Raw genomic sequence first — 13834 nt, forward strand, 5'->3', positions numbered from 1 at the left:
TCTGCTCAACCGCCCACTGTGCGTTGTGCTGCCATCCCTCCAACGGCATTACGTTTCAAGCCTTCTCTACTCAAGTGAAAATAGCCTCACCACTAAACCACGGAGTTAAACGGATGGGCGACTATCACCACGGCGTGGAAGTCATCGAAATCAACGATGGCACGCGCACCATTTCTACCGTCTCGACGGCAATCATCGGTATGGTCTGTACGGCCAGCGATGCTGACGAACAGACATTTCCTCTTAACGAGCCAGTGCTCATTACCAATGTACAATCCGCCATTGCGAAAGCCGGCAAACAGGGGACGCTCTCTGCCTCCCTGCAGGCTATCGCTGACCAGTGCAAGCCGGTCGTTGTGGTTGTGCGCGTTGCCGAAGGTATCGACAACCCGGAAGATCCTGATGCAGCACAGAAGCAGACTATCTCTAACATCATCGGTACCACCGACGAAAACGGCAAATATACCGGCCTGAAGGCGCTTCTCACCGCCAAAACGGTGACCGGCGTTAAGCCACGCATTCTCGGCGTACCGGGGCTGGATTCGCAGGAAGTGGCGACCGCGCTGGCAGCGACGTGCCAGAGCCTGCGCGCGTTTGGCTATGTCAGCGCATGGGGCTGTAAAACCATTCCTGAGGCTATCAACTATCGCAAAAACTTCAGCCAGCGCGAGCTGATGGTGATTCACCCGGATTTTCTGGCGTGGGATACCGCAACGAACGTCACCAAAACGGCCTGGGCGACCGCTCGCGCGCTTGGCCTGCGCGCTAAAATCGACCAGACCACCGGCTGGCATAAAACCCTGTCCAACGTGGGCGTCAACGGCGTTACCGGCGTGAGCGCCTCTGTCTCCTGGGATCTGCAGGAACAGGCTACCGATGCAAACCTGCTGAACCAGGCTGGCGTGACCACGCTGATTCGCAATGACGGTTTCAAATTCTGGGGCAACCGTACCTGCTCTGACGATCCGTTATTCCTGTTTGAAAACTACACCCGTACCGCACAGGTACTGGCCGACACCATGGCAGAAGCGCACGCATGGGCGATGGATAAACCCATTACCCCAACGCTTATCCGCGACATCATTTCCGGTATCAACGCCAAATTCCGTGAGCTGAAAACCAATGGCTACATCGTTGACGGCTCCTGCTGGTATGACCCGGAATCGAATGACGTGTCGACCCTCAAAGCGGGGAAACTGTATATCGACTACGACTACACCCCTGTTCCGCCGCTGGAGAATCTGACCCTGCGCCAGCGCATCACCGATACCTATCTGGCAGACCTGTCAGATTCGGTTAACAGCTAAGGAGCTGAAGCATGGCGTTACCACGCAAACTTAAATATCTGAATATGTTCAACGATGGCCTGAGCTATATGGGCGTTGTTGAGTCTGTCACCTTACCGAAGCTCACCCGCAAGCTGGAGAAATATCGCGGCGGCGGTATGCCGGGCTCGGTCTCCGTCGACCTCGGCCTGGACGATGACGCCCTGGCGCTGGAGTGGACTATTGGTGGTCTGCCGGACGTCGCGCTGTGGGCACAGTATGCCTCTCCGGGCGCGGACAGCGTGCCGCTGCGTTTTACCGGATCCTTCCAGCGTGACGATACCGGCGAAATCTCTGCGGTGGAGATCGTGATGCGCGGCCGTCATAAAGAGTTCGATGGCGGCGAGAACAAGCAGGGCGAAAGCGGCACCACCAAGATGTCGACCGAGTGTGCCTACTACCAGCTCACTATCGATGGCAAAGAGGTCATCGAGATTGACATCATCAACATGGTGCTGAAGGTTGACGGCGTCGATCGTCTGGCGGAACACCGTAAGGCCATCGGCCTGTAACCCTTAACCGGCCGCAGCTGCTGGCCGGTTACTTCCCCTTTTTGAGAGTAACGAAATGGAAAATATCAACGAGACCGTTATCAACGAAAGCGAAAACCCAAACACCGTCACGCTTGATAGCCCCGTTCTGCGCGGCGAGCAAAAAATCGAAAAAGTGACCGTCGCAAAACCCAATGCGGGCACCCTGCGTGGCGTTTCGCTGGCGTCGCTGGCGCAATCCGACGTGGATGCCCTGATTAAGGTGCTGCCGCGAATGACCTCTCCGGCGCTGACCGAACATGAGATTGCGCGTCTGGATGCCTCCGACCTGCTCTCGTTTGCCGGTAAGGTGGTCGGTTTTTTGTCACCGACTTCGGCTCGCTGAGATTTCCCGAAAACCTGTCGGTCGACGATCTGATGGCGGATATCGCGGTGATTTTTCACTGGCCGCCGTCAGAGCTGTACTCCCTGAGCGTGACCGAGCTCCTCATATGGCGCGAAAAGGCGCTACAGCGAAGCGGAAACCACCATGAGTAATAATGTCAGACTTCAGGAGCTGCTGAATGCAGTCGACCGGGCAAGCCGACCGCTTAAGGCTATCCAGAATGCCGGCCTCTCTCTTGAGAGCGCGATCCGTGATTCGCAGGCGGCTCTGCGCGCGCTCGACGAGCAGGCGGCCCGCGTTGATGGGTTCAGAAAAACAGGCAGCCAGCTTGCCGTCACGGGGCAGGCGCTTGCCCAGGCGAAACAACAGACGGCGGCGCTGGCGCTCGAACTACGAAACACGCAAAACCCGACCCGCGAGCAGAGCGAGGCGCTGGCGGCAGCACGACAATCCGTAGCCGCCCTGAAGCTTGAGTACAACACGTTGCGCCAGTCCATGCAGCGTCAGCGAGGCGAACTTGCACAGGCGGGGATTAACACGCGCACCCTGGCATCAGATGAACGTCGTTTAAGAAAGAGCATCAGCGAAAAAACGCTGCACCTCAACGAGCAGAGAGAGGCGCTTGCCCGGGTCAGTCAGCAGCAGGCGCGGCTCAATGCCGTTCAGAGCCGCTACGAGTCCGGCAAACGTGTTGTCTCGCGCGTACATCAGCTTGCCGGCGCGGGCGTGGGTATGGCAAAAGCGGGGTTCGACCAGACGTCCCGTTTTATGGCGCCGGGTATCAGCCTTGAAAAGCAGATGTCTGCCATTCAGGCAAATCTGGGGCTGGAGAAGGGCGACGCCAGGCTTGAGGCCATACGCCAGCAGGCGAAGGACGTCAGCGTCAGTACGGGAACCTCAACGGATACTATCGTTCTGGCGCAGCGCGAGCTGGTGCGCTCAGGATATGACGCCGATGGGGTGCTTGCGGCTACGGCTCCCGCGGTCAACCTCAGCCTTGCGGGAGATGTTGATGCAGCAAAAGCGGCCGACATCATCAGCGATGCACAGACCGCGTTTAATCTGGCGAGCACCGATGCCGGGCGTATCGCAGACGTTCTCACCCGCGGATTTACCACGTCTGGTACCAGCCTCACCGAGCTGGGGACTGCCGTTGCCTCTGCCGCGCCAGCCGCCAGCAGCGCAGGCGTCAGCCTTGAAGAGACCACGGCACTGCTGGGCATTCTGATGGAAAAGGGGGTAAAAGGGACCGCTGCCGGCGCCGGGGTCAGCGCTGTGCTGAGCCAGCTTCAGCTGCCGAACAGCCAGCGCTCTGCGGCGCTTGGTGAACTCAACGTGCAGACCCATGACGGGCAAGGCAATCTGCTACCGGCGGAAAATATCCTTAAGGCTATCTCCGACTCTTTCGAAAAGAGCAAGCTCGGCACGGCGCAGCAGACGGCGTACCTGAAGGCCATCTTCGGCCAGGGTAACGCGCGGGAAGCAGGGATACTGGTTTCGGCTGCGGGCAACGGAACGCTCGCTGAGAAAAGCCAGCAGCTTCAGGGGGCTAATGGCAGTTCCGCGCGGCTGGCGTCCATTCGGACTGATAACCTCGACGGCGATGTTAACAAGCTCCAGGCGGCGTGGAGCGGCCTGAAGATTGACATCTTTGATAAGGCGGATGGCGCGTTGCGCACCCTGACCACCACCGCGACCGGATGGCTCAGTACGCTCTCGCTTTGGGTGAACGCCAACCCTGAGCTGACGCAAGGCCTGGTCGGCGTTGTTGTCGGCGCGCAGGCGTTTGCCGGCATAGTGGGCGGGTTAGGTATGGTCGTCGCACCGATTCTGACGGGCCTGAACCTGGTCATAACCGCCGCGGGAATGTTAGGCACCACCTTTAGCGTGGTCGGCGGCAGCATTATGACGATCCTCGGTGCCCTCAGCTGGCCCATCATTGCCATTGGTGCGGCGATTGCTGCGGGTGCATTACTGATTTTTAAATACTGGGAACCCGTCAGCGCCTTCTTTGCCGGAGTGGTCGAAGGCCTTGCCGTGGTCTTCGCGCCACTGGGGGAGCTGTTTTCTCCGCTTCTGAAGGCGTTTGATTACATCTCGGAAAAACTGAGCGGGATCTGGCAGTGGTTCACCGACCTGATTACGCCTGTCAAAGCAGCCCAGCAAACCCTCGACAGCTTTAAAAACGCGGGTGTGGCGTTCGGCCAGGCGCTGGGGGATGCGTTGATGGCGCCGCTTAATCTGTTTAACAGCCTGAGCGGCAAGGCGACCTGGCTGCTGGATAAACTCGGTCTTATTAAAAAAGAGTCGGACAATATTGAGCCCGCTGCGGCGAAGGCAGAGTCAGCGTCCTCTGCGTCGGGGAGTTCTTATATTCCGCCGACATCGATCTATGGTGGCTACCAGAAATATCAGCCAGCCATCGCCACGGGCGGTCGCTCTTATGTCGATCAGAGCAAGAACGAATATCACTTCACGCTGCAGGGTGACATGGCATCCGGCGCGAGTCTCAGCCGGCAAATTCAGGATGCCCTGGATAGCAGAGAAAATCAGAGAGCGGCGGATCGGCGATCCAGCTTTATGTATGGTTAGGGAGAGAGAAAATGTTAATGGTGCTGGGGCTGTTTGTCTTCGAACGACGAACCTTACCGTATCAGTCAATGCAGTTTTCAAAGGATTACCGCTGGGCCTCTAACGATCGCATCGGAAAGCCGAAAGCCTGGCAGTATCTGGGGGAGGGTGACACATCCCATACGCTCTCCGGAACGCTTTATCCTGAAATCACCGGAGGGCGATTGTCCCTGAAAGCTATCGAGCTGATGGCGAATGAGGGGCGAGCCTGGCCGCTGATCGACGGGACGGGCATTATCCATGGCATGTTTGTTATCGAAAAGGTGACTCATGTCCATACGGATTTTTACAGCGATGGTACGGCGCGGAAAATCGATTTTACGCTTTCTCTGAAGCGGGTGGACGAATCGCTGATGGCGATGTTTGGCGACCTGAGAACGCAGGCTGAAGAGCTGGTGACAAGCGCGCGTAACGAAATCGGAGGGCTGCTGGGATGATCGCGGAAATGAATATCCAGGCTGGAGGGAAAATAGCCCCCGATTTTATGCTCAAGCTTGATGGCCGTGATATTACGCAAAATTTTAGCAACCGCCTTATCCGCCTGACCATGACTGACAACCGCGGACTGGAAGCCGATCGGGTGGACATCGAGCTGGATGATTCCGACGGTCTGTTAGACCTGCCGGCTCGCGGCGCGTTTATTACGCTATGGCTGGGCTGGCAGGGTATCCCTCTGGAGCCGAAAGGGAGTTTTACGGTCGATGATATTGAATTTCGGGGGGGCGCCGGACCGGTTAACCATTCGGGGGCGCAGCGCCGATTTTCGTGGCAAGCTCAACGTTCGCCGCGAACAGTCATGGCATGACACCACCATTGGCGCGATAGTTGATGCCGTCGCACAGCGCAACCAGCTTAGCGCCAGCGTGGCGGCGGAGTTTTCGTCCGTAGCCATTGCCCATATCGACCAGTCTCAGGAGACTGATGCCGCGTTCCTCTCCCGCCTGGCTGAACGTAATGGCGCGTTTGTAGCCGTTAAGGAAGGAAAGGTGCTTTTCATGAAGGCGGGCAGTGCCGTGACGGCCAGCGGCAGGCCTGTATCGTTAAAGGTGATTGAACGCGCCGATGGAGACAGGCACAGTTTTTCCATCGCCGATCGCGAAGCGTATTCCGGCGTGACGGCCAAATGGCTGCAAACGAGCGACCCCAAAAAGCAACACCCCACAGTCAGTATTAATCGCCTGCCGCCGGCAGCAGCGTCATTCGCGTTACCCCATCCCGACGCCGCCGTGACGCCCGACAGCACTGCGCAGGCGCCGCAGGAGAAGCTGGTTGGTGCCGCAGACAACGTCTTTGAGCTGACCACGATTTTTGCCTCAGAAGAGCAGGCGCTCAGGGCGGCTGAGGCGAAGTGGCGCGCGCTCCAGCGCGGGGTCGTGAAATTTTCAATCCTGCTGGCGCTGGGGAAAGCCGATCTCTTTCCCGAAACCCCTGTCCTGGTGAAGGGCTTCAAGCGTGCCATTGACGAGCAGGCATGGATCGTCAGCCGGGTTATACATAACCTTAACGAGAGAGGCTTTACGACCGAGCTGCAGCTTGAACCTGACATCTCTGACGAAAAATTTTCTATCGATGGTGAGTAATAAGCTTCCAATTAATCCCTTTTGGGGTATTATGAATTCACATTACGTGAATTTTACGGAGGCATTATGTTTCATTGTCCTAAATGCAAACACTCGGCACATGCTCGCACCAGCCGCTATTTAAGTGAAAATACCAAAGAGCGTTATCATCAGTGCACCAATGTCGATTGCAGCTGTACGTTTGTCACGATGGAGTCCGTCGAACGCCTGATTGCTGCCCCAGGAATGCCAGAACGCGCCCGGGGGCCATCGGCAAACGGCAGGTAGCGCTGGCCGCTTCACTAAAAAACCGCCTTGTGCGGTTTTTTTATTGCTATGAGAACCCCTCAGTACCGCCATTTCATCGCCACGGTAAATTCAGGCAACAAAAAAGCCACTCGCGAGAGTGGCTTAAATGGATGATTCTAAAGCTAAAATTTGGTGGCCCCTGCTGGACTTGAACCAGCGACCAAGCGATTATGAGTCGCCTGCTCTAACCACTGAGCTAAGGGGCCGTGGCGGTGAATTATAAAGTAACTCCCCTCAGCAATCCAGCCATTCACACCTGCCTGCTGTTTTTATAAACAATGCATAATCAATCCTTTATACTTCTCATATGATGCATAGACAGGAGTAGAGATGATCAACGATATTCTGGCCCCTGGGCTGCGGGTGGTGTTCTGCGGTATTAATCCGGGCAAGTCTTCGGCACACACCGGTTTTCACTTTGCCCATCCGGGGAATCGCTTCTGGAAGGTTATCTATCAGGCCGGGTTTACCGACCGGTTACTTAAGCCTGAAGAGGAGCAGCATCTGCTGGATACGCGCTGCGGGATCACCATGCTGGTGGAGCGGCCCACCGTGCAGGCGAGCGAAGTGAACCTGCACGAGCTGCGCACCGGGGGCGCGAGCTGGTCAAGAAAATAGAGGATTATCAGCCGGCCGCGCTGGCGATCCTCGGCAAGCAGGCCTACGAGCAGGCGTTCAGCCAGCGCGGCGCAAAGTGGGGTAAGCAGAATATCACCATTGGGGTGACGCAGGTCTGGGTGTTGCCGAATCCGAGCGGGCTGAACAGGGCGACGCTGGATAAGCTGGTGGAGGCATACCGCGAGCTGGACGAGGCGCTGGTGGTGCGGGGGCTTTAGGATCCTCTGCGGTATGATGCCCTCACCCTGACCCTCAACCACAGGGAGAGGGAATAAGCAAAAAAAAAGCTCCCGATTGGGAGCTTTTTGCTGTTTATTTGGATTAGTCGTCCAGGAAGCTACGCAGTACTTCAGAGCGGCTCGGATGGCGCAGCTTACGCAGCGCCTTCGCTTCGATCTGACGGATACGTTCGCGGGTTACGTCGAACTGTTTACCCACTTCTTCCAGCGTGTGGTCGGTATTCATATCGATACCGAAACGCATACGCAGCACTTTTGCTTCACGCGCGGTCAGGCCAGCCAGAACGTCGTGCGTGGCGGCACGCAGGCTCTCGGTGGTGGCAGAGTCCAGCGGCAGCTCGAGGGTGGTATCCTCGATGAAATCCCCCAGATGCGAATCTTCATCATCACCGATTGGTGTTTCCATGGAGATAGGCTCTTTGGCGATCTTCAGCACTTTACGGATCTTGTCTTCCGGCATCAGCATGCGCTCGGCCAGCTCTTCCGGCGTCGGCTCGCGGCCCATCTCCTGCAGCATCTGGCGGGAGATACGGTTGAGCTTGTTGATCGTCTCAATCATATGCACCGGAATACGGATGGTGCGCGCCTGGTCTGCGATAGAGCGGGTGATCGCCTGACGGATCCACCAGGTAGCATAGGTGGAGAACTTGTAACCACGACGGTATTCAAACTTATCTACCGCTTTCATCAGACCGATGTTGCCTTCCTGAATCAGATCCAGGAACTGCAGGCCACGGTTGGTGTATTTCTTGGCGATAGAGATAACCAGACGTAAGTTCGCTTCAACCATCTCTTTCTTCGCACGGCGGGCCTTCGCTTCACCGATGGACATACGACGGTTGATGTCTTTCACCTGCTCGATGGTCAGGCCGGTCTCTTCTTCAATCTGGTGCAGTTTCTGCAGGCCGCGCTGCACGTCTTCTTTCACGTCGTGCAGTTTTTCAGACCACGGCTTGTTCATCGCGATAGCGGCGTTGAACCAGGTTTCGCTGGTTTCGTTGCCGGTGAAGAGGGTGATGAAGTTCTTCTTCGGCATTTTGCACTGCTCAACGCACAGCTTCATGATGATGCGTTCCTGGGTACGTACGCGATCCATCATCACGCGCATGCTGTTTACCAGGTAGTCGAACTGTTTTGGCACCAGGCGGAACTGTTTGAACACTTCAGACAGTTTCAGGATCTCTTCCTGAGCGGCGGCATGGCTGCGGCCTTTCGCTTTGATGGTGTCACGCGTCACTTCGTACTGGGTACGCAGCTCGGCAAATTTCTCACGCGCCAGCTCGGGATCGATGCTGTTGTCGTCATCGCTGCTGTCGTCGTCTTCTTCTTCATCTTCGTCTTCGTCGTCATCCATCTCTTCCTGAGACAGCTCAGAACCGACGTGAGTGGCGGTAGGCGCCATATCTTCTTCAGCGTTCGGGTCGACAAAGCCGGTGATCAGATCGGACAGACGCGCTTCTTCCGCTTCAACGCGATCGTACTGCTCCAGCAGATAGGTAATCGCTTCCGGGTATTCGGCAACAGAGCACTGAACCTGGTTGATCCCGTCTTCGATGCGTTTTGCGATGTCAATTTCGCCTTCGCGGGTCAACAGTTCAACGGTACCCATTTCGCGCATGTACATGCGGACCGGGTCAGTGGTACGCCCGATTTCAGATTCCACGCTGGACAGTACCTGTGCAGCAGCTTCTTCCGCATCTTCGTCAGTGTTGTTGGAGGTTTCAGCCAGCAACAGATCATCGGCATCCGGTGCTTCTTCCATCACCTGAATGCCCATGTCATTGATCATTTGGATGATATCTTCGATCTGATCTGAATCGACGATATCTTCCGGCAGATGGTCATTGACCTCGGCATAGGTCAGATAGCCTTGCTCCTTACCGCGTTGGACAAGAAGTTTCAGCTGTGACTGCGGGTTTTGCTCCATAAGACGGTATCCACACTTAATTCGTTTGATTGGTGTCGGCGATAGGGCTGCCAACCTTTAAAGCGAGGGCGTACTTATATTTTTGCCGCTGCCTCTCAGTGCGGCTGCCGGGGGCTTCCCGATCGATATTCGGCACTTAAGCCGTTAAATACGTCATCCTTCACGTTGTCTGACAACGTAAAGGATTTATTTCTTCGCCAGTTCCTGGTTAATCATCCAGAGTTCCCGGCGCTCTTCGCTGCTTAAGCCATGGGTGCGCTCGCGAGCAATCAACTCTTCCTGGCGCAACTCAAGCATCGAATCAAACATATGGTTGAGTGAGTCGGTGAACGTTTTTTCTGCGATATCCTTATCTGCTATATCGTCCCACATCGACAGTTTTTCAAGGGTAGCGGCCTCTTTTGTGCCGCGATAGTGTTCTAAAAGTTGTCCGGTGGTCAGACCTGGCTGAGACAAACAAGTGTTGACCAATTCTGAAAATAAGCCAAGTCCCGGCAATTTTTCGTGGTTCAAACCCGCCAGTGACGGCACTTGCGGAGCAAGTTCGGGGTTCTGCACCAGTAACCCTATCAGTATACGCATGGTTGTGCGTTTTAGCTGAGGCGCGGGGCGAACCGTGCCGTTTTCAGCCTGTTTCGGCATTAAACGCTCAAGCTGGCTGTCGTCCAGAATACCGAGCTTATTGCCCAACTCCTGACGCAGATAGATGCGCAGCGTTTCGCCGGGCACCTGGCTGATTAACGGCAGCGCCAGCGTACTGAGCTGCGCGCGCCCGTCAGGGGTACTTAGGTCGACCTGCGGCATCAGGCTGTTAAACAGAAACGTGGAGAGCGGCTGAGCCTGCTCCATCCGCGCTTCAAATGCCGCTTTGCCCTCTTTACGCACCAGCGTATCCGGGTCTTCACCGTCGGGCAGAAACATAAAGCGCAGCTGACGTCCGTCGGTCATGTACGGCAGCGCGGTTTCCAGCGCGCGCCACGCGGCGTCGCGTCCGGCGCGGTCGCCGTCGTAACAGCAAATCACGTTGTTAGTGACGCGAAACAGCAGCTGGATATGGTCCGCCGTGGTGGACGTACCCAGTGACGCAACGGCGTAGTTAATGTCGTATTGCGCCAGCGCAACGACGTCCATATAACCTTCGACGACCAGAAGCCGCGGAGGTTCCGCATTATCCTGCTGCGCCTCATAAAGACCGTAGAGCTGGCGGCCCTTATGGAAAATATCGGTTTCCGGGGAGTTGAGGTATTTCGGCAGGGCATCACCCAGCACGCGACCACCAAAACCAATTACCCGGCCACGCTTGTCGCGGATCGGGAACATCACCCGTTCACGGAAGCGGTCGTAGCTTCGTCCCTGGTCGTTAGTGACCAGCATGCCTGCGTCGATGAGGGATTTACGATCTTCGCTATTGCCGCCAAAACGCTTTAACACGTTGTCCCAGCCGGGCGGGGCGTAACCAATAGCGAAACGCGCAATCACATCGTCGCTCAGTCCGCGCTTGTTCAGATACTGACGCGCAGGCTCAGCCGCAGAGTGCTTTAGAGACTGTTGGTAAAACGAATTCAGGCCATCCATCAGTTGATACAGCGTTTGCCGCTGATGGCGCTCGATCTGACTTGGCCCACTGCCCGCTTCATACGGCACTTCAAGGTTATGCATCGCCGCCAGCTCTTCGACGGTTTCAACGAACTCGAGTTTGTCGTAGTTCATCAAAAAATCGACGGCATTACCGTGTGCGCCACAGCCGAAGCAATGGTAGAACTGCTTTTCACCGTTTACGGTGAAAGAGGGGGTTTTTTCGTTATGGAACGGACAGCACGCATGGTAGTTCTTGCCCTGCTTTTTTAGCTTTACCCGCGCGTCGATGAGATCGACGATGTCGGTTCTGGCAAGCAGGTCATTGATGAAAACGCGTGGGATTCTTCCGGCCATATGCCCCAAAAATTTAAGCGACTTATAAACGAAAACAAGCCGCGCATTCCTTCCGGAAGCACGGCCTTACGACTACAACTCTGTCTGTCAATTGAGGGCTTTAGCCCTCAACAGATTAGTACAGACGAGTACGGCGTGCGTTTTCGCGAGCCAGTTTCTTCGCGTGACGTTTCACAGCGGAAGCTTTAGCGCGCTTACGTTCGGTCGTTGGTTTTTCATAAAACTCACGACGACGAACTTCAGCCAGAACACCTGCTTTCTCGCATGAACGTTTGAAGCGACGCAGTGCTACGTCGAACGGCTCGTTTTCACGTACTTTAATTACCGGCATGTAACTCTCACCTTTAATAAATTCGGTTTGCCGCTGGCATCAACGCCAGCTTATTTCAAAATGGTGCGGAATTTTACTGCAAATGCTGCTGCTTTGTAAAGCACCGATGCGATTTTGAAAGGGACTTTTATAAGGGGGAAGAGTATACACGAGCGTATGTCCCGGGGCGAACAAAGTTTTACATCAACCCGCCCAGGCTCTACACTGCGCGGTACTGAAACGAGGTAAAACAAGTCATGCGTGTACTGGGTATTGAAACATCCTGCGATGAAACCGGCATCGCCATTTACGACGACGAAAAAGGCCTTCTGGCCAACCAACTGTATAGTCAGGTGAAATTGCACGCTGACTACGGCGGCGTCGTGCCTGAACTGGCCTCTCGTGACCACGTGCGTAAAACGGTTCCCCTGATTCAGGCGGCGCTGAAAGAGGCCGGACTGAACTCAAAAGATATTGATGCCGTAGCCTACACGGCAGGCCCGGGCCTGGTCGGCGCGCTGCTGGTCGGTGCCACGGTGGGGCGTTCGCTGGCCTTCGCGTGGGATGTTCCGGCCATTCCGGTTCACCATATGGAAGGGCATCTGCTGGCGCCGATGCTGGAAGAGAATCCGCCTGAGTTTCCGTTTGTGGCGCTGCTGGTCTCTGGCGGCCATACCCAGCTGATTAGCGTGACGGGCATCGGCAAGTACGAGCTGCTGGGCGAGTCGATTGACGACGCGGCCGGAGAAGCCTTCGACAAAACCGCCAAGCTGCTGGGTCTGGATTACCCTGGCGGCCCGATGCTGTCCAAAATGGCCTCGCAGGGCACGGAAGGACGCTTTGTCTTCCCGCGTCCGATGACCGATCGCCCGGGGCTGGATTTCAGCTTCTCTGGCCTGAAGACCTTCGCGGCCAATACGATCCGCAACAATGACGACAGCGAGCAGACCCGTGCGGATATCGCCCGTGCGTTTGAAGATGCGGTGGTTGATACGCTGATGATCAAGTGCAAGCGCGCGCTGGATCAGACCGGCTTTAAGCGTCTGGTGATGGCAGGCGGCGTCAGCGCTAACCGTACGCTGCGCGCGAAGCTCGCCGGGATGATGCAAAAGCGTCATGGGGAAGTGTTCTATGCGCGTCCGGAATTCTGTACCGATAACGGGGCGATGATCGCCTATGCCGGTATGGTACGCCTGAACGCCGGCGCAACGTCCGATTTGAGCGTGTCCGTCCGTCCACGCTGGCCGCTGGCGGAACTGCCGGAGGCGTGATTGTCTCTCCCGCCGTAGCGGCGGGGGAGTGCTACATCCTGATGTCAAACATCTGGTTCTTGATGATGAGAGAGTAGAGCTGGCAGTCATTTTTCACATCCAGCTTTTCCATCGCCCGCACCTTATGCGCGCTGACCGTTTTAATGCTCAAGTGCATATGGTGTGCAATTTCCTTCAAATTTAAACCGTTGCAAATCAGGCGCAGCACGTCAATTTCCCGCGGCGAGAGTTTCTCCACGTCCGTCTTTTCATGACGAAAAAGCATATTAACCAGCTGGCTTTCGATATAGATCTCGCCTTTCAGGACGGTGGCAATCGCCTGGCTTAAGGTTTTCTCGTTGATATCGCGCGACAGATACGATCGGGCTCCTTCCTTTAGCGCCTGACGAATAAGCGTGGCGTTTGCATAGGGCGAGAGCAGGATAACGTTGAGCGCAGGATAGGTCTGATTAAGCCATCTCAACAGCTTCAGACCATCCATGCCCGCAAGCGGAGCACGGTTAAGGCTGGTTGTCAGCGAATAGCCCAGAATAGCGATATCCGGGTGATGCTGGCCAAGAAGCGACTGAAGCTCAGCGGAAGAGGCCGCCTCGCCGGCCAGAATGCACTGCTGGTTCATGCCGAAGGCGGGTAACGACAGCGCTTGCATCATTGAGGATAGGCCGCGACGAATCAATGAAGATTCTTCAGCGATAACAATTTTAATGTCCATAATGATGCGTCGTATTACCCCTTTTATGATAGCGGCGGGGCCAACGGCGGTTGGAACACCTCGCAAGATATAACGTTATTAAAATCCAGTTTTCGGTAAAGTAGCAGCAGCGATGAGAATATTTT

The 13834-nt window shown here is 55.9% G+C and carries 12 protein-coding genes, 1 tRNA gene and 2 pseudogenes; 10 read left to right on the plus strand and 5 right to left on the minus strand.

Annotated elements, in window-relative coordinates:
- Positions 1-113 precede the first annotated feature (113 nt).
- The 8 genes and pseudogenes from HWQ14_RS08380 (at position 114) to HWQ14_RS08415 (ending at position 6679) form a co-directional block, all read left to right on the plus strand.
- The gene (locus HWQ14_RS08380; RefSeq protein WP_148418425.1) at positions 114-1307 is read left to right on the plus strand and encodes a phage tail sheath protein; all 1194 of its coding nucleotides are present in this window, start codon (positions 114-116) and stop codon (positions 1305-1307) included.
- Between the two features lie 11 nt (positions 1308-1318).
- Positions 1319-1837 (plus strand): phage major tail tube protein, encoded by a 519-nt coding sequence (locus HWQ14_RS08385; RefSeq protein ID WP_014833332.1) that lies wholly within the window; start codon positions 1319-1321, stop codon positions 1835-1837.
- Between the two features lie 55 nt (positions 1838-1892).
- Positions 1893-2201: a phage tail assembly protein gene (locus HWQ14_RS08390; protein ID WP_038420626.1), complete on the plus strand. Its 309-nt coding sequence runs from the start codon at positions 1893-1895 to the stop codon at positions 2199-2201.
- Positions 2198-2353, plus strand: coding sequence for a GpE family phage tail protein (locus HWQ14_RS08395; RefSeq protein ID WP_322091054.1), 156 nt, complete (start codon positions 2198-2200; stop codon positions 2351-2353). The genes HWQ14_RS08390 and HWQ14_RS08395 overlap by 4 nt, the downstream gene beginning before the upstream one ends.
- Positions 2346-4793, plus strand: a complete 2448-nt coding sequence (locus tag HWQ14_RS08400; RefSeq protein ID WP_176609454.1) for a phage tail tape measure protein — start codon at positions 2346-2348, stop codon at positions 4791-4793. Before HWQ14_RS08395 ends, HWQ14_RS08400 begins: the two co-directional genes overlap by 8 nt.
- 11 nt (positions 4794-4804) lie before the next feature.
- The gene (locus tag HWQ14_RS08405) at positions 4805-5269 is read left to right on the plus strand and encodes a phage tail protein (RefSeq protein WP_148418428.1); all 465 of its coding nucleotides are present in this window, start codon (positions 4805-4807) and stop codon (positions 5267-5269) included.
- Positions 5266-6412 (plus strand): annotated as a pseudogene (locus HWQ14_RS08410) (phage late control D family protein). The gene HWQ14_RS08405 and the pseudogene HWQ14_RS08410 overlap by 4 nt, the downstream one beginning before the upstream one ends.
- A 66-nt stretch (positions 6413-6478) precedes the next feature.
- Positions 6479-6679 (plus strand): ogr/Delta-like zinc finger family protein, encoded by a 201-nt coding sequence (locus tag HWQ14_RS08415; RefSeq protein ID WP_148418430.1) that lies wholly within the window; start codon positions 6479-6481, stop codon positions 6677-6679.
- Positions 6680-6830: 151 nt separating this feature from the next.
- Here HWQ14_RS08415 and HWQ14_RS08420 read toward each other — a convergent pair.
- Positions 6831-6906 (minus strand) — tRNA-Ile (locus tag HWQ14_RS08420).
- Between the two features lie 124 nt (positions 6907-7030).
- On the opposite strand from HWQ14_RS08420, the pseudogene mug reads away from it, so the two are divergent.
- Positions 7031-7536, plus strand: a pseudogene (gene mug / locus HWQ14_RS08425) (G/U mismatch-specific DNA glycosylase).
- Positions 7537-7639: 103 nt separating this feature from the next.
- Here mug and rpoD read toward each other — a convergent pair.
- From rpoD to rpsU, 3 genes are all read right to left on the minus strand, one after another.
- Positions 7640-9484, minus strand: a complete 1845-nt coding sequence (gene rpoD, locus HWQ14_RS08430; RefSeq protein WP_006812010.1) for an RNA polymerase sigma factor RpoD — start codon at positions 9482-9484, stop codon at positions 7640-7642.
- 186 nt (positions 9485-9670) lie between these two features.
- Positions 9671-11416 (minus strand): DNA primase, encoded by a 1746-nt coding sequence (gene dnaG / locus HWQ14_RS08435; protein WP_003862574.1) that lies wholly within the window; start codon positions 11414-11416, stop codon positions 9671-9673.
- Positions 11417-11531: 115 nt separating this feature from the next.
- Complete coding sequence (gene rpsU, locus HWQ14_RS08440; RefSeq protein WP_001144069.1) at positions 11532-11747, minus strand: 30S ribosomal protein S21; 216 nt, start codon at positions 11745-11747, stop codon at positions 11532-11534.
- Between the two features lie 236 nt (positions 11748-11983).
- Between rpsU and tsaD the strand changes: the two genes are divergently transcribed.
- Positions 11984-12997: a tRNA (adenosine(37)-N6)-threonylcarbamoyltransferase complex transferase subunit TsaD gene (gene tsaD / locus HWQ14_RS08445; RefSeq protein WP_176609455.1), complete on the plus strand. Its 1014-nt coding sequence runs from the start codon at positions 11984-11986 to the stop codon at positions 12995-12997.
- A gap of 31 nt (positions 12998-13028) precedes the next feature.
- Here tsaD and HWQ14_RS08450 read toward each other — a convergent pair whose 3' ends face one another.
- Positions 13029-13709 carry a LuxR C-terminal-related transcriptional regulator gene (locus HWQ14_RS08450; protein ID WP_176609456.1) on the minus strand — a complete coding sequence of 227 codons (681 nt, stop codon included), beginning with the start codon at positions 13707-13709 and terminating at the stop codon, positions 13029-13031.
- Positions 13710-13834 lie beyond the last annotated feature (125 nt).

Origin of the sequence: Enterobacter cloacae (assembly GCF_013375935.1) — a bacterium.
Classification (GTDB): domain Bacteria; phylum Pseudomonadota; class Gammaproteobacteria; order Enterobacterales; family Enterobacteriaceae; genus Enterobacter; species Enterobacter pasteurii.

Coding starts and splice junctions, on each gene's coding strand:
- HWQ14_RS08380 (WP_148418425.1), top strand. CDS start 114: ATGGGCGACTATCACCACGGCGTGGAAGTCATCGAAATCAACGATGGC.
- HWQ14_RS08385 (WP_014833332.1), top strand. CDS start 1,319: ATGGCGTTACCACGCAAACTTAAATATCTGAATATGTTCAACGATGGC.
- HWQ14_RS08390 (WP_038420626.1), top strand. CDS start 1,893: ATGGAAAATATCAACGAGACCGTTATCAACGAAAGCGAAAACCCAAAC.
- HWQ14_RS08400 (WP_176609454.1), top strand. CDS start 2,346: ATGAGTAATAATGTCAGACTTCAGGAGCTGCTGAATGCAGTCGACCGG.
- HWQ14_RS08405 (WP_148418428.1), top strand. CDS start 4,805: ATGTTAATGGTGCTGGGGCTGTTTGTCTTCGAACGACGAACCTTACCG.
- HWQ14_RS08415 (WP_148418430.1), top strand. CDS start 6,479: ATGTTTCATTGTCCTAAATGCAAACACTCGGCACATGCTCGCACCAGC.
- rpoD (WP_006812010.1), bottom strand. CDS start 9,484: ATGGAGCAAAACCCGCAGTCACAGCTGAAACTTCTTGTCCAACGCGGT.
- dnaG (WP_003862574.1), bottom strand. CDS start 11,416: ATGGCCGGAAGAATCCCACGCGTTTTCATCAATGACCTGCTTGCCAGA.
- rpsU (WP_001144069.1), bottom strand. CDS start 11,747: ATGCCGGTAATTAAAGTACGTGAAAACGAGCCGTTCGACGTAGCACTG.
- tsaD (WP_176609455.1), top strand. CDS start 11,984: ATGCGTGTACTGGGTATTGAAACATCCTGCGATGAAACCGGCATCGCC.
- HWQ14_RS08450 (WP_176609456.1), bottom strand. CDS start 13,709: ATGGACATTAAAATTGTTATCGCTGAAGAATCTTCATTGATTCGTCGC.